The sequence below is a fragment of the Nioella sp. genome, from assembly GCF_965215655.1.
Lineage (GTDB): Bacteria > Pseudomonadota > Alphaproteobacteria > Rhodobacterales > Rhodobacteraceae > Nioella.
Map to the genome: position 1 here is coordinate 835104 of NZ_OZ244111.1, position 15289 is coordinate 850392.

A 15289-nucleotide genomic window follows, 5' to 3' on the forward strand; every position below is an offset into this window, starting at 1 on the left:
GAGACGAAAAATGCATAACTTCCTGTTTGGACTCTACCCCTACATCGCCCTGTCCGTTTTGATTATCGGCTCGATCGCCCGGTACGAACGCGACCCGTTCACTTGGAAATCCTCGTCCAGCCAGTTGTTGCGGCGCAAGCAATTGGTGGTGGGATCAATCCTGTTTCATGTGGGCGTATTGGTCATCTTCTTCGGCCACCTCATTGGCCTTCTGACGCCGATCTGGCTGTTTGACGCGCTTGGTATCGGACATGGCACGAAGCAGGTTCTTGCCGTTGTGGCCGGTGGAATTGCCGGGGTCATGGCGCTGGTGGGCGGCGGGATGCTCATGCACCGCCGTTGGACCGACCCGAGGATTCGCCGAACATCAAGCTTTGCCGATAACGCGATCCTTGCCCTGCTTCTTGCACAGCTTGTGTTGGGGCTGGGAACGATCTTCGTGTCGCTCCAGCATCTCGATGGCCACGAAATGACGACTTTCATGGCATGGGCACTTGGCATCGTGACCTTTCAGTCGGGCGCGGCGGATCACATCGTCGGGGCGGCACTGATCTTCAAGCTGCACATCTTCCTTGGCCTGACGATCTTTCTGGTCTTCCCGTTCACGCGGCTGGTTCACATCCTGTCGGGCTTTTCCGCGCCGATCAGGTATCTCTTGCGGCCGGGTTATCAAATCGTGCGCACCCGGCGTCAAAAGCCGCTGGCCGCATCTGACACCCCGAAATCGACACCGGCGGAGTAAAGCAGATGAATGCAGCCCTCTTTCCGGATCTGGTCGTCAACGGAGAGCGTGTCCCCCACGCTCTGGTTGCGGCCGAGACGCAGAACCAGACCGCGCCAGCAGGCAAACCCGGCATCGCCTGGCGCAAGGCGGCCAATGCGGTGACGATCCGTACCCTGTTGTTGCAAGAGGCGCGGTTGTGCCGCATTGAAGCAGAACCATTGGAATTCGGGCCGGGGCGCTTCGAGACACAAGAGGAGGCCCTGATCCGGGGCCTGCTCGACCAAGCGATTAATGTCGTTCCCCCGACCGAGGCGGACATCACCTCCGAATGGCTGAAAGACCCGACGCGCTTTCGTTCGCCGCCGCTTTGGGAAGTGTCACACATTTTATGCGCCTGCGATCCGCGCAATGAGGCGGATCGCGCCAAGGTTCAGATTCGCGCGCAAGGGCTGCTTGCCCTCGTTCTCAGCGATCCCAAGAGCCTTCCCGCCATCGCCACGCGCGAAAGCGATTGCGGGTCGAGGTCGTCGGGCGGCGCCTTGGGCCAACTTGGCCCGAACGACACCCTGCCGGAGTTCGAGGCCGCCCTTCGTCAGCTTGCCGAAGGTGAGATCTCGCCAGAGCCGGTTCTTACCCGTCACGGCTATCACATCATCCGGATGGATGCGGTTGCCTTGGGGCAGGTCCTACCATTCGAGGCCGTTCGAGACAGGATTGCCGAAGCGATGGAGAAAACATCCTGGGCACGGCGGTCGAGGGCCTTCATCGCACAACTAGTCGAGGCCGCGGATATCCAAGGGGCAGATCTCAACAGGGTCTGATCGGGGGAGGGCGGCGATGAACAAGCCATCTGAACGGCAGCGGAACGCGGCAAGGGGGGAAAGCTCCGGCGCCCGTCCATTGCATGGTCCGCTGGATTTCATCGCCGAAGATCATATGCGCGAACGGGAAGTCTGTGCATTGATCGACCGGATCGTGGCCTCTGCATCCATGGATCAGGCCGATCTTGATCAAGTACTGGTATTCCTTGAGGCGGTGCTGCCGCAACATCTGGCGGATGAGGAAATCGATCTGTTTCCATTGATGCTGAAACGATGCGCGCCGGAAGATGAAATCGAAAAGGTGATCGACAGGCTTCAATCCGATCACGGTCATGCGCTTGCGGATGCGCCTGCGATTGCCGCGATCATTCAGGGCATTGGCGCAAGTCTCTCGAAGCCATCCCAATCGGATTGTGCGCTATTGTCGGACTTCGCCCACCATGCACGCCGCCACCTGATCCTCGAAAACGCGGTCATCCTCCCGATTGCCCGTGCAAGGCTCACCAAAAAAGACCTTCGGCTGATGGAACGGCACATGCTGGAGCGCCGTGGTCTCTCGTCGCCGCTCGGAGAATGAAAATGCTGAATGACCTTCTTGATCGCAATGCGACCTGGTCCGACCAAAGAAACCGCGATGAACCGGGCTATTTTGCACGGCTGGCAACGCGGCAAACGCCCGAGTTCTTCTGGATTGGCTGCTCTGACAGCAGGGTGCCCGCCAATGTGGTCGCGGGTCTCGATCCCGGCGAGGTATTCGTGCATCGCAACGTGGCGAATGTCATCCACTCGTCGGATATGAATATGCTTTCCGCTCTGGAGTTCGCTGTTGATGCGCTCATAATTCGAGAGATCATTGTCTGCGGTCACTACGGCTGCGGCGGGGTCAAGGCCGCGACCGAAGACCTGCCACATGGCCTGGCGGATCACTGGCTGGAACCGATCCGGCGTCTTGCCCGTGCCTATGCCATTGATCTTGCTCAAATTGATGATCAAGAGGCGCGCCGCGACAGGCTTGCAGAGCTGAACGTCGTCGAAGGCGTGCGCCGTGTTGCTGAAACGCCAATCCTCCAACGGGCGTGGAAGAACCGCGTCAGTATTAGAGTTCATGGCCTGATCTATGGCTTGAAAGACGGCAAGCTTCGCGATCTGGATTGCACGGTTGGGCCGGGGCATTTCAATGCGGAGGTCGGGCAATGACCATCATCCGGAAGATCGCGGGCACCGGCTGTGGGTGTGACGACATCGCGCGTTCTGGTTCGCTGATCAGCATCGACGAGGCGTTGTCCCGGATTGTGCGCCTGACACAGGCCGTCCCTGAAACCGAGCTTGTCACCTTGGCGCAAGCCGTCGGGCGCGTGCTGGCGGAGCCGGTACGATCGCGTGGGATGGTTCCGCCTTTTGACAATGCCGCGATGGACGGCTTTGCGATCCACACCGGCGACCTGTGCGGCGACGGGCCTTGGTCGCTTGCGATTGGCGGGCGTGTGGCTGCGGGGCATCTCCCGCTCTGCGAGCCGCGTCGCGGAGAGGCGATTCAGGTTTTTACGGGCGCACCAGTGCCGAAAGGTGCAGATGCGGTCGTGATGCAGGAACAGGTGCTGCGCAGCGATACTCACATCCGTTTGACCGGGCTGGTCAAGCCGGGCAGCAACATTCGCCGGGCCGGTGAGGACATGGCCATAGGGAGGATCGTCGTTCCGGCGGGGCGGTCCCTTTCACCGCGCGATATCGCTGCTTGCGCAGCCGCCGGGTACGAAGCGGTTCCCGTCATCAGGCGCATCCGCGCGGCGCTTCTCGTAACCGGGGATGAGGTCGTTCAGCAGGGCCAAACGAGGGGCGCCGCGGCGATATGGGATGTCAACACACCGATGCTGTCCACAGCAATCGCGGCACCCGGCATTGATCTTTGCAGCATTCAGATTGCAGGTGACAGGCGGCATGGGCTGCGCGCGCAACTGGCGGAGCTTTCTCAGAAGGTGGACCTGATCGTGACGACCGGCGGAATATCGGTCGGCGAAGAAGATCACGTAAAGCCCGCCCTCTCAGAACTTTCCGCGCGCATTGCCTTCAGTGGCGTCGCGGTAAAGCCAGGTAAACCTGTGTCATTCGGACATGTCGGACGGGCGGCGTGGCTTGGATTGCCCGGCAATCCGCTATCCGCCTACGTGACGTGGCAACTCTTTGGCGTAGCCCTTTGCAGGTCGCTTTCCGGACAGTCTCAGGGGACGGTTCGCCGGCGACATGTCGTCTTGCAGCGCTTGCTGCATCACAAACCGGGGCGATGCGAACTTCGGCTGGCGGCCCTGACCGGCTTTGACAGCACGGGGCGCGAGATTGTCGATTTCGTCGATGCGACCCGATCCGGCAGGGTTTCACAGCTTCTGGACATGGACGGCCTGCTGTTCATTCCCGCCGAAACCGAGGACCTGCCCGGCGGGGCCTTGGTTGAATTCCACCCTTTTTGAGAGACGAGGACAGCAAGACATGAACATCGCCTACACCATGGCACCTGGCAGAGGGGACACAGACCTGCTGCTATCCCGGTTGGCCACCACGCTCGCTTCGCAAGGGGTCAGATCCTGTGGCACGGTCCAGATTAACACCGATCGGGCCAGTGGCCCCTGCGCCATGGATGTGCGTGTCCTGCCTGATGGACCGGAACTGCGGATCTCGCAGGATCTAGGATCAGCCTCGAAGGGATGCAGACTGGACCCTGCCGCATTGGAAGCCGCCGTGGGCCTGGTAGAGGCGCGGCTCGGTCCTGATGTTGACCTCCTGATCATCAACAAGTTCGGCAAGCATGAAGCCGAGGGGCGCGGCTTTCGAACCACCATCGCCCGCGCATTGGATCTTCAGATTCCGGTTCTCGTTGGGGTCAACTCTCTCAACTTGTCAGCATTCATGGAATTTGCCGGCAGCGAGGCTGTTCGTTTGGATCCATCCGACGACCCGATTTACGATTGGCTTGCGATGGCCATTGACCTGCCACCGAGCATTCATCCCGCCACGCCAGAAGCCCGGTTGGGTTTGCGCCGATCGGCGCAGGTTGGGCAGTCCTCCGACGCGCGGAGTCATCATCTCGCATAGTGGGCGGGCGGTTGCGGGGATCAGCGCTGTCGCATCCGGCCTTTGAAGCTTTCGACAAAGCCATCCTGCCCTTGGTCATCAATGCTAGGGCAGGTGTGGTCTGAGATTCCATCCGGCAGGAGCGATACGCCTTGCGGCATGCAATCTCGGCCGGACGGAGCGTGTTTCAGGCGGCGCTGACCATTCGGGTCAGTTCCCCCTTGCCGAAGTAGCGGCCGAATTCGGTTTGCATGAAATCTTCAAGGCGCACGTCCTCTTGCCGGACAAAGCCTTGCGCGGGCAGCTTGCCCTGGCGCATCAGGTCCATCACGCCCGTTACGCCCGCCGCCGTGGTGAGCTGGATCGCGCCCCAGGTCTTACCGTTCACCTGACCGGCCAGCGACTTGTTGACGAAGCTGCGCTCACGGTATTCGCCGTCGATCCAGCCCGTGGCGGTTGAGAAGATGAGCACCACGTCCTGATCGGTGCGGGGCAGGGCGGTCTCGAAAATCTGCCCCATCAGGTCGCGGCGGGTTTCAAGTTGCAGGTCTTGCAGCAGCATCTTGATGATGGCGCGGTGACCGGGATAGCGGATTGTCCGGTAAGACACCTTTCGCGCTTTGCCCAACAGGGTTTCCGTCAGCGTGCCAAGCCCGCCCGATGTATTGAAACACTCGTAATCCACGCCGTCGAGGCCGAAATCCTCCAGCGCTTCCAGTGGCGCGGCCTTGATCCGCTCGCCCCCCTCGATCACGTCGCAGGGGTTGCAGTATTCGTTGATCAGCCCGTCGGTGGACCAGGTCAGGTTATATTTCAGCGCATTGGTAGGGTAGAGCGGCAGCGCCCCCACCCGCAGCGCCAGCGTGTCCAGCGTGTCGAACTGTGCCGCCAGATGCGCGCCGGAAATGCCGACAAAGCCCGGCGCCAGCCCGCATTGCGGCATGAAGGCGGTTTTGCTGTCCTTCGCCAGCTCCCGCACGGCCTCGGTCGCGGCCACGTCCTCGGTCAGGTCGAAATAATGCGCGCCCGCGGCCTTGGCGGCGGCGGCGATGGTGGGGGTCAGGTAAAAGGGCGCAGCGCTGATCACCGCGTCGAACCCATCGAACGCGCGTGTCAGAGCGGCCTGATCCCCGGCATCGGCCTGTGCCACCTTGAACCCCGCCTGCTGGAAAGGCGCGAGATTCGCGAATTCGGAATCGACCATTGTGACGGAATAGGTGGGCGATGCTTTCAGAAGTTCGGCAATCATTGTGCCGATCTTCCCTGCCCCCACGATGCAAACGTTCCAGTTGCGCACGATTTAGCCTCCTGCTTTGGGTCCTTTTCCAAAGCCTGAGGCAGGACGTATCGTGTCGTCCTCTGCCGAATGTTCGCGGATCGGGGGTTTTCCGTCAAAATGACGGGTCAGTCAGCGTCGAGTGTCGACATGGCCTGCATCTGGCGGAAAATCCGCTCTGCCGTCTCATCGGATCGGCGGTCAATGCGGCGTCCGAAGACCACGGATGTTGTGGTACGGACGACCCCGGGAATCTCTCCGATCTCGTCGATCAGTATGTCGAGGTCTTCCACCCGCGGGGCCTCTGCCGACAGGAACAGGTCGAACTCTCCATTGATTGAGAAAACAACTTGAATTTCAGGGTAAGTGTTCAGTCTTTGCAAGACCTTGCGCGTGTCCTGCTGACGGATTTCCAGCATCATCAGGATCTGAACGGTTTCCTCGCCGGGATTGCGGGACAGCACCACGGAATAGCCTGCGATGGTGCCATCCTTCTCCATTCGGGCAATGCGTTCATGCACCGTGGATCGGGCCACGCCAAGTGCCTGCGCGATATTGGAAGTGGAGTCGCGCGCGTTGCGCTGAAGTTCCCGTATGATCCGCTTGTCGAGTGTATCGCGCATGCATTTTGCCATTTCAGCCGATGAAATGCCGGAAAGCTGACGAGTTTCACCGAAATGTCAATGCCTTTGGCAACGATGGAGGCGGGGATGCCGAGGGCCCCGATCCTCACGCATTCGTGAGGTGGGCATCCCCGAAAAGTCATGGAATGCTGCCATTGCGCGGCGACGGGATTCGTTGCAGCATAAAGACTCGGAAAATCAAGGCTGTTATGGATCGGGACGGGGTCTGATAGCTGCCGGGGACCGGACATTTTGGAGCTGGAATTAGACGGAATGACATTCACAGGATATCGCGCGCTGACGGCGACCGGGCTTTCGGCCCTTCTATTCACATTGTCGGGCCCCGCCCTTGCCAACGGTATCGGCTTGCCCGACGAAGAGACGCTTGCCGCGCAGATGGAGGTCTATAACTCCGATGCGCCGGGGTCGATCTACGCCTTGCAACCGTTCCGTAACGAAATGACCCTGACCGGGGATGACGGGTTGGAGGTCACCCTGACCTCCATGAACCCGACGGTGAACGCATGGTTCATCCTGCGCGTGGACAGCGATGAGATGTCCCGCCCGCGCTACTATCACCTGGAAAACGCCGCGCCGGATTTCTGGCAGATCTCTCTGGAAATGGATGGCGACGATCCGATCATCCTGATCGAGAATGACGGGGATGAGGTGGAATGCGCGCCTTGGGAAGGACGCAGCTCAGAGCTGGAAGAAGCCCGCGCCGAACCGCTGCCATATGCGCCGATCTGTGACAGCTCCATGTATCTGCGCAACCGCGTGTCCGGGTCGCGCACCACGCGTGAAGCGATTGCCGAGTTCCTGCGCGAAAACGTGCTCTTCGGCGATTCCATCGTGAACCTGATCAAGGGCACGCTGTTCCGCGACGCCTATCTGGAAAGCTCTGACGAAGCTGAATCCGAAGATCCCGGTGCCGTGGTCGAAGCGCTCGGGCAGGCCAATCTGGGCCGCTTCCCGGTGATGCGCGCGGCCCCCGGTTTCGATCTTGTGGGCGCCGAGGGCGGCATGGAAGCTGGCAGCTGGTATCAGGTTGAGGACGCCCCCGGCATCTACGCCAGCATGATGCAGCCCGGCATGATCAGCGATGAAATCCTGAACCGCTCGGGCGAGACCAACTGGCTCGACGGGGTGGAACGCGGCGCCAATGTCTATCTGGTGGCCTTCGACATGCGCGAGTTTGAAATCGGGTATGAGCTTGGCACCGACCACCCCGGTTTCGAATGGTCCTCCCGCCCGCATGGGGCGGGGCGTGACTGGTCGATCCCCGGACCTGACGGGATCAGTTCGCCCGATCCGCTGGTCATGGTGGGTATGCTCAGCCCTTCGCTGACCGACCGGGTCGCGGCGACCTTTACCGGGGGCTACAAGCGCGACCATGGGGCCTTCCGCTACGGGGATATGGCGACCTTCAACCACGGCCACCACTACGGGTTCCTCGTGAACGGCACGGTACTGAGCCGCCTGTGGCCGGGCCTGTCGACCATCTATGTCACCAATGACGGCACCTTCGGCATGACCACCTGGACCGAGGAGCTGAACGAGGAACTGCTGCCGCATCTGCGCTTTGCCCGCCAGAACGGTGTGCCGCTGATCCACCCCGATCCGGAAACCGGCGAAAGCGTGCCGGGCGATCGTGTCACCCAATGGGGCGCGGGCAATTGGTCCGGCTCTGCCGATGCACAGCTGCGCACCCTGCGCGCCGGATCGTGTTTGCGCGAGGTCGATGGTCGGCAGTTCCTGATCTATGCCTATTTCTCGACTGCCACGCCCTCGGCCATGGCGCGGACGTTCCAGGCCTATCATTGCGACTATGCGATGCTGATGGACATGAACAGCCAGGAGCACACCTATATGGCGCTCTACCCCGAGGCCGAGGATGACGACTGGATCGAGGCCGAACATCTGGTCAGCGGCATGAGCCATGTGGATCAGGACACGCGCAACGGCACGATCCCGCGTTTCGTGGGCTTCGCCGACAACCGTGACTTCTTCTACCTGCTGAGACGAGAGTAACCCCAAGCCCGAGGAGCGCCCCCATGAGATACCTGACCCGAACCCTGATGGCCCTTGTTCTTGGCGTCATGGGCGCCGGGGCGGGGGGCGCTCAGACGCTGCAGGAGCTCAACGAACAGATGTTCCAGCAGATGCGGGAGGTGCGCGGCGTGTCGAATGCCGAGCTTCGCCGCATCCGCGAAATCTTTGCAGGCTCCTCCTATATCGGGCAGGGCAATCCGGCGGTCACGCGCCACGCCATGACGCCCGAGGAGGCGGCGGCACGGATCGGCGGATCGGTCGCCAGCGTGCAGCAGAGCTATCGCAACGCCAGGTGGGAACGGATCTGTGGCGGGCCCTATCGTGCGCCGCTTTATGATCCTGCCACCGAAAGCCCCGAGGATGCCGAGGTCTGCGTGGATATGTTCGAGTACCCGAACATTCCCATGGTCTACCCGGTGGTCTGGGTGCGCGCGAACGAGGCGCATATGCTCTGCGCTGCCGAAGGTGGTCGGATCGGCGATGCCCATGAATGGGAAGGCGCGGCGGCGGGTGCGCTGCTGGAGCCTGATTATCGCTTTGACCTTGGCAGCCCGCAGGCGATGCGTGCCTGGCACAACGCGGAATGGGCGCACACCCGCAACACCTACAGTATCGGCCCCTGGCGGTCCGGGGTCTGTGCCACCGGCAGTTTCAAATCGGCCAGCTGCAATGGCGGCAGCTTCACCGGCTGCGGGTCGAACACCTATCCGGCGGGGTCTTTTCCGCAATGCCACAGCCCGCTTGGCGCCTATGACATCGACGGCAATGCGGCGGAACACATGAACCTGCCGCTGTCGCCTGATCAGATGGCAAGCCGGGGATCCACGACGCTTGGCGTGACCGAGATGAAGGGCAGCTGGTTCATCTGGGACACGGTCCGCGCGCATGAACATTGGGCGCGCTGGCGGGCACCGTTCTGGCATGGCAGCCGGGTGATGTCGCCGTCGAGCCATCGGAATTACCACCTCGGGTTCCGTTGTTTCCATGATGTGAACTGACAGGAGATAACGCTCTCAGCCTTGGCCCCACCCACCCACCCGCCACGCCTGAGGGCGCATCGCATGAAAAACCCCGCCGGGTGAGGGCGGGGTTTCGCATGTCTGCTCGGTTGTTTGGGGATCAGCGAGAGGCGATCTGGATCGCAGGCCGTCCGATCGGGCCGTCGGAATTCAGTAGGCCCGCATAGGTACCGTCCATCAGCAGATCCTGCAGGTCGACGGCGCGGCCATTGACGAAGGCAGTGCGGCTGACCAGGCGGATGCCGTGGCTGTAATCGGCATATTCAGCGCCATGCACGGTAGACAGCGGCTGGATCGGGTTGCCGCCGGGGCGGTGCCAGCCATAGATCGCCACGCGGCCCGGCGCGCTGGACAGGCGGTTGGTCAGCACGAGATCCTTCTTGTGGCCCGAGACCAGCATTCCAAGACGCCCGCCCGCGTTCTGGCGCTGGCCTTCCACGGTGGCGTTGTGGCGCATGAAATAGGTGGTCGAAGACATCTGCGAGCCCGGCGTCATCGGTGAGGGCGACAGGCGCAGGTCGGCCTGCGCATAGATCGCGTCGACCATACGGGTGGTGGGCAGCATCATGTTGAACTCTTCCGCGATGCGCGCGGCGGCGGTCAGGCCAAGCGGCACGCGGACAAAGTCGCTGTCGCTGCCGACGGCCAGATAGTCAGGCGTCACGCAGATGGTGACCTGGGCACTGCGGCCATTGGGCAGGACACCGGTGAAGGTGACGGGGGCCAGATCGCGCAGGAAGGCAGGGACATTGCCGCGCAGCACTTCGCGGGCAATCGCCGCGTCGCGGGTGGTGCCAGAGACGTTTTCAAGCGAGGCGATGAACGCCTGTCCGCCGGCAGCGCTGCCCGCCCGGCGCGGGATCTCGCGCGACAGGCGGCGGGTGCAGGCGTTGGCGCTTCGGTCGAAGGCGGGGCCAAGTGCGGCGGGTTCGTCCGGGGTCAGCGCCGCGAGGGTCACGGTTTCGGTGGGGTCGGTGGCGCGGGCCACGAGAGTCGGGCTTGGCGTTACATCCAGATCGGCGGGGCGCGCCGCAGGGCGCGGGCTGATGCTGGTGGCGAGCGGAGAGGCAACGGCCAGTTCGATGACGGCTTCCTCAACGGCGCGATCGAAGGGGCGTTGTTCCGGGCGCAGCGAGGCGACATTGGCGGGGTCGGTGAAACTACGGGCAGCGGCGGCCAGCGCCACGATATGGGCGGGGCGTGGCACGGCCTCAACCGGCGGGCGGCCTGCGATAATGGTCGGGGCAGGGTCTTGCGGGCGCGGCTCGATCACCGGATCGGCCAACACGTAGTCGCGGCCGGGTGCCATAGGCGGCAGCGCGGTCGGCATCAGTCGTTCCGGTCCTTGATCGGCCCCGGCGATGGAGTGCCCCATCGTGTCGGTCACAGGCAGAGCGCCGAGGCTTGCCTGCGGGATTTCCACGCGCGCCGGTTCCACGCCCAGAGTGGCGAGCCGGACCGCAGGCGCGATCTTGGTGACCGTGAGTGTCAGGATCGTCGCGCAGACAAGCGCAGAGGCCGCAAGCGTCGCAATGACGGCTGCGGGCGATTCCATGAACGCAGGTTTACTGTCAACGGCCCGCTGTCCCAGCAGGTCAAAATATCTGTCCCTCATGGCAAAATGGATACACCCACATTTTTAACGAAACAAGAATGCCAGAGTGATTATGGCAGGCCCGCCACAATTGCGGCGGAAAACTGCCGTTTTGCCGCGACTGCGAGCGAATTTCTGCGCGTGCAAAATGGGTCTGGGTTCGCCCTTCAGATACTCGTCTTCTTGAAAACCATCTCGGGCACCGCGCAGATGATCGACATCACCAGCCACCAGATTGGCCGTACATATATGATATTACGCTGTTTTTCCACGGCTTTGACGATGGCCTGCGCTACCTCCTCCGGCTCGGCTGTCAGTTTTGCGGGAAGGTCCAGATGGGCGGTCATGGCGGTGTTCACGAAGCCCGGTTTCACCGTCACCACGTGCACGTTCTGCTTGGCCAACCGGTTGCGAAGCCCCGACAGGAAGGCGGTGAAGCCCGCCTTGGCCGATCCGTAGACGTAATTCGAGGCCCGACCACGGTCGCCCGCGACGGAACTGATTCCCACCAATGTGCCCGAACCACGGTTCACAAACCGGTCCGCCAGAATTCCGAAAACGATCGCAGGGCCTTCGAAATTGGATCGCAGGACAGCGACCGCCTTGGCCGGATCTTTCTCATTTTCCTCCTGCTCACCCATTGTGCCCACAGCGCAAACCGCGATGCGTGGCAGAACCGGCAGGCCATCGACGAAGCCCTCGTGCCCCTCCACATCAAGCGCGTCGAAGTCGTGAAGCGTCACCTCGACCCCATAGCGGGTTTCCAGATCGGCCTTCTCCGCCTGCAGACGATCCGCATTGCGGGCAGCCAGTTGGATGGGATGGCCGAGCGCGGCAAAGGCGCGGGCGGTGGCGCGGGCCATGTCGGACCGGGCTCCGAGGATCAGAACAGGGTGGGTCACAGGTGAAGCCTTTCAGATTGGGCCGAGGCAAAGGCGTCGGCAAGGCCGTTTTCCTTGCGCCATTGTGCAAATGCAGCGGCGCGGGGGTCGGCGGTGGCGAATGTGTCGGCGGGAACACGGCTGTCCTTGGCAAGGTAGAACCGCCCGCCATGATCCAGCGTGATCGCGTCCAGCTCCGGCATCAGGGCGATGGCGCGGGCATGGCGCGGGAAGTCGAGCGCCAGCGTGTAGCCCTCCATCGGGAAGGAAAAGGGGCTGTCTTGCGGACCGAAGCGTTTCAGGACCGACAGGAACGAGGCCTGTCCTGACTCGGAAATCGCCGACATCAGCCGGTGCAGCCCCTCGCGGGCGCTGGCCTGCGGCAGCACGCATTGAAACTGCATGAATCCCTTGCGGCCATAAAGCCGGTTCCATTTCAGGATCGCGTCGAGCGGGTAGAAATACCCGTCCCAGTCGACGATCTGCTGGCCCTCCTGTCGTGATCCGTTCCAGTAATAGAGCGCGTTGAAGGCCCGTACCGAGAGCGGGTTGAGCGCGAAACCCGGTGCGTTCATCGGGAAGGTTTTCTTGCGGCGGCGGGGCGCTTTGAAAGGGGTGGCGCGGTAGCGTGCGGGAACTTCGCCCGGTTCCGCATGTTCGCCCAACATCACCAGCGACCGGCCAAGCGCCGCACCTTTGGCGGCACAGTCGATCCAGGCGACGGAATAGGTGGCGGCCATGTTGTCTTCAAATGCGGTGATCGCTTCGTCGAGATTGGCCGCCGGGATCATTGTTTGGCGAATCCAGCCGGATTTCACCGACCGAAGCCGGATCGCACAGCGCAGGATAATGCCGGTCAGCCCCATGCCGCCGATGGTCCAGCCGAACAGTGCGGGGTTTTCGTCGCGTGAACAGCGTGTGACGGAGCCATCCGGCCCCATCAGGTCGATCCAGTCCACACAGGCGCGGAAGCTGCTCTCGACATGGTGGTTCTTGCCGTGAACATCCGCCGCAATGGCGCCGCCCAGGGTGATCAGCTTGGTGCCCGGCGTGACCATGGGAAACCAGCCGCGCGGCAGGAAGCTGTCGATCACGTCGGACAGCATCACGCCCGCCTCTGCCACCAGTTGCCCAGTGGCGGCGTTGAAAGACAGCATCCGGTCAAAGCCGCGCATGTCGAGCGTCCGCGCCGCGCCAATGGCGCTGTCACCATAGGACCGCCCGTTGCCGCGTGCGATGGCGCGGCCCTCGGCGATCTGCGCGGCGACCTCTGCCTCGGTCCGCGGGGCGGTCAGTTGCGTCGTGCGTTTCGGGAAATTGCCCCAGCCGGATAGCTGCATCACACCCCCTCAGCCTGCAACCGGTCGTCGGTGAAGACGAAGCGCCGGTCGAGCATGTATTTGGTCACGTAGCCCACCATCAGCCCCAGGATGGCCCCCAGTTCGCGCATCAGGTCGGTGCCCCAGATCAGCCAGAAGGCGGTTTCAGACCCCCAGAAGATGCAGGTGGTGACCAGCCCCATGGCGGTATAGAGCGCGAATTTGCGGCTATGGGCTTTCACCCCGGTGGACTGGTCGAAGAAGATCCAGCGCTTGTCGAGCACGTATTTTACGACCAGCCCGACCAGCGTTCCGGCGGCGACGGCCAAGGCGAACATGGTCCCGCTGTCCCCAAAGGCCAGAACGATCCGTTGCGTGCTTAGATTGGTCACGGTCGCGATCACGGCGAAGGCGCCATAGCGCAGGGCCAGGGTGGTCGGGCTCATAGGAACAGGGCCCCCGCCGCCAGCGCCAGCATGGCCAGGAAGGTCGCCTGGCTGGTGCGGTCCGTTACCGCGAAGACCATGGGGTCATCATCCATCTTGCCCCTGTGGGTGACGAACACCATGCGCGTGACCCAGAAGAGCAGCAACCCGCAGACCCCCCACAGATAGGTGGGAGACAGGTAGTTTTCCCGGATGTCCGGCGTGTTGATATAAAGTGCCAGAACCAGCACCGACAGCAGGCCCGAGCTGGTGGCGATCTGGGTGATGATCGGCAGGTCCTCCAGCCCATAGCCCCGCCCTGCGGCTTTCTCCTGCCCGGTCGACTTCAAGTGCACAAGTTCAGCCTGCCGTTTGACGGCGGCGAGCGAGAAGAAGAAGAACATCGAGAAGGCCAGCAGCCACAGTGACAGCGGAATACCGGTGGCAACTCCGCCTGCCACGATGCGCAAGGTATAAAGCCCTGCCAGCACGCAGATATCGACGATCACCTTGCGCTTGAGCCAGAGCGAATAGCTCATCGTCATCAGGAAGTAGAAGGCAATCACACCCAGGAAGGTCGCACTCAGCGTCGCGGCGGTGCCAAGACCCAAGAGCAGTAATACGGGGAATAGCACCGTCCCGTGTGGCACCTGCAACCGGCCAGAGGCCATCGGGCGGCGGCATTTGCGGGCGTGCGCCCGGTCGGGGCCAAGGTCCAGCAGGTCGTTCAGCACATAGCCGGAAGAGGCCACCAACCCGAAAGCGACGAAGGCCAGCAGGCATTGCAGAAAGCTCGCCAGCCCGAGCGACTGGCTGGCCATGACCGGAATGAAGACAAGGACGTTCTTCAGCCACTGATGCAGGCGCATGGCCTTCAGGATCGGGATGATAAAGGGCTCGGGCGGGCTCAGATGGGTGACATCGACGTTCACCTCTGCCACCTTGGCGCGGAAGCCACCCGTCGCGCCCACTGTCACGGCAGCCTTGGCGCGCGACCAGACTTTCAGATCGGCATGGCTGTCGCCGACATAGATATATCCGCCGGGGCCGTAGTGGTTGTCCAGGAACTCGGCCTTGCGCTCGGCCTTCAGGTTGTTGCCGGGTTCGGTCCCGAAGACCTCGTCGAAGAGGCCCAGATGCGCGGCGATTTTATCGGCAAGGATCTGGTCCGATGCCGTCACCAGCGCGGTCTTGCCCCCCTCGGCCCGCCAGGCCTCGATATGGGCGATGACCTCGGCATTATAGGGCAGGCGGGCAATGTCGGGGCAGGCGGTTTCGGCAAGCGCGCGTTTCAGTTCCGGGATGCCTTGCGACAGGGCCTTGGCAGCAATGATCGGCGTGCGCCAGTTGCGCGCGGCACTGGCCCAGAAACATTCGAACAGCATGTCGGACCGCAAAAGGGTCCCGTCCAGATCGACGACCAGAACGCTGTCTTTGGTGCCGGAATCGCGCATCTTCCCGTTCATCTTCCCGGCTTGGGCCTGCCTTT

Annotated in this window: 15 protein-coding genes; 8 read left to right on the forward strand and 7 right to left on the reverse strand. The window is 62.4% G+C overall.

Going from position 1 to position 15289, the window contains the following annotated elements; translation table 11 throughout:
• Positions 1–10: 10 nt before the first annotated feature.
• From narI to ACOOEX_RS04290, 6 genes are all read left to right on the forward strand, one after another.
• Positions 11–742, forward strand: coding sequence for a respiratory nitrate reductase subunit gamma (gene narI / locus ACOOEX_RS04265; protein WP_071688732.1), 732 nt, complete (start codon positions 11–13; stop codon positions 740–742).
• 5 nt (positions 743–747) lie between these two features.
• A complete protein-coding gene (locus ACOOEX_RS04270; protein WP_420397274.1) occupies positions 748–1545 on the forward strand; it encodes a peptidylprolyl isomerase in 798 nt (265 codons plus the stop codon).
• 139 nt (positions 1546–1684) lie between these two features.
• Complete coding sequence (locus ACOOEX_RS04275) at positions 1685–2122, forward strand: hemerythrin domain-containing protein (protein ID WP_420397275.1); 438 nt, start codon at positions 1685–1687, stop codon at positions 2120–2122.
• A gap of 2 nt (positions 2123–2124) precedes the next feature.
• A complete protein-coding gene (locus ACOOEX_RS04280; RefSeq protein ID WP_420397276.1) occupies positions 2125–2742 on the forward strand; it encodes a carbonic anhydrase in 618 nt (205 codons plus the stop codon).
• A complete protein-coding gene (glp, locus tag ACOOEX_RS04285; protein WP_420397277.1) occupies positions 2739–4010 on the forward strand; it encodes a gephyrin-like molybdotransferase Glp in 1272 nt (423 codons plus the stop codon). Before ACOOEX_RS04280 ends, glp begins: the two co-directional genes overlap by 4 nt.
• A gap of 19 nt (positions 4011–4029) precedes the next feature.
• Positions 4030–4632 carry a DUF2478 domain-containing protein gene (locus tag ACOOEX_RS04290; protein WP_420397278.1) on the forward strand — a complete coding sequence of 201 codons (603 nt, stop codon included), beginning with the start codon at positions 4030–4032 and terminating at the stop codon, positions 4630–4632.
• A gap of 166 nt (positions 4633–4798) precedes the next feature.
• On the opposite strand, the gene ACOOEX_RS04295 is transcribed toward ACOOEX_RS04290, so the two are convergent.
• Together ACOOEX_RS04295 and ACOOEX_RS04300 are read right to left on the reverse strand one after the other, a co-directional pair.
• A complete protein-coding gene (locus ACOOEX_RS04295; RefSeq protein ID WP_420397279.1) occupies positions 4799–5908 on the reverse strand; it encodes a saccharopine dehydrogenase family protein in 1110 nt (369 codons plus the stop codon).
• A gap of 107 nt (positions 5909–6015) precedes the next feature.
• Positions 6016–6510, reverse strand: coding sequence for an Lrp/AsnC family transcriptional regulator (locus ACOOEX_RS04300; RefSeq protein ID WP_420397280.1), 495 nt, complete (start codon positions 6508–6510; stop codon positions 6016–6018).
• A gap of 273 nt (positions 6511–6783) precedes the next feature.
• On the opposite strand from ACOOEX_RS04300, the gene ACOOEX_RS04305 reads away from it, so the two are divergent.
• Entirely contained in the window at positions 6784–8541 is a 1758-nt protein-coding gene (locus ACOOEX_RS04305) for a hypothetical protein (protein WP_420397281.1), read from the forward strand.
• Between the two features lie 23 nt (positions 8542–8564).
• Positions 8565–9560, forward strand: coding sequence for an SUMF1/EgtB/PvdO family nonheme iron enzyme (locus ACOOEX_RS04310; protein WP_420397282.1), 996 nt, complete (start codon positions 8565–8567; stop codon positions 9558–9560).
• A gap of 121 nt (positions 9561–9681) precedes the next feature.
• On the opposite strand, the gene ACOOEX_RS04315 is transcribed toward ACOOEX_RS04310, so the two are convergent.
• From ACOOEX_RS04315 to ACOOEX_RS04335, 5 genes are all read right to left on the reverse strand, one after another.
• Positions 9682–11136 (reverse strand): hypothetical protein, encoded by a 1455-nt coding sequence (locus tag ACOOEX_RS04315; protein ID WP_420397283.1) that lies wholly within the window; start codon positions 11134–11136, stop codon positions 9682–9684.
• 206 nt (positions 11137–11342) lie between these two features.
• A complete protein-coding gene (locus tag ACOOEX_RS04320) occupies positions 11343–12077 on the reverse strand; it encodes an SDR family oxidoreductase (RefSeq protein ID WP_420397284.1) in 735 nt (244 codons plus the stop codon).
• Positions 12074–13396, reverse strand: coding sequence for an FAD-binding protein (locus tag ACOOEX_RS04325; RefSeq protein ID WP_420397285.1), 1323 nt, complete (start codon positions 13394–13396; stop codon positions 12074–12076). The genes ACOOEX_RS04320 and ACOOEX_RS04325 overlap by 4 nt, the downstream gene beginning before the upstream one ends.
• Positions 13396–13821 (reverse strand): GtrA family protein, encoded by a 426-nt coding sequence (locus ACOOEX_RS04330; RefSeq protein ID WP_420397286.1) that lies wholly within the window; start codon positions 13819–13821, stop codon positions 13396–13398. Before ACOOEX_RS04330 ends, ACOOEX_RS04325 begins: the two co-directional genes overlap by 1 nt.
• Positions 13818–15254: a UbiA family prenyltransferase gene (locus ACOOEX_RS04335; protein ID WP_420397287.1), complete on the reverse strand. Its 1437-nt coding sequence runs from the start codon at positions 15252–15254 to the stop codon at positions 13818–13820. Before ACOOEX_RS04335 ends, ACOOEX_RS04330 begins: the two co-directional genes overlap by 4 nt.
• Positions 15255–15289 lie beyond the last annotated feature (35 nt).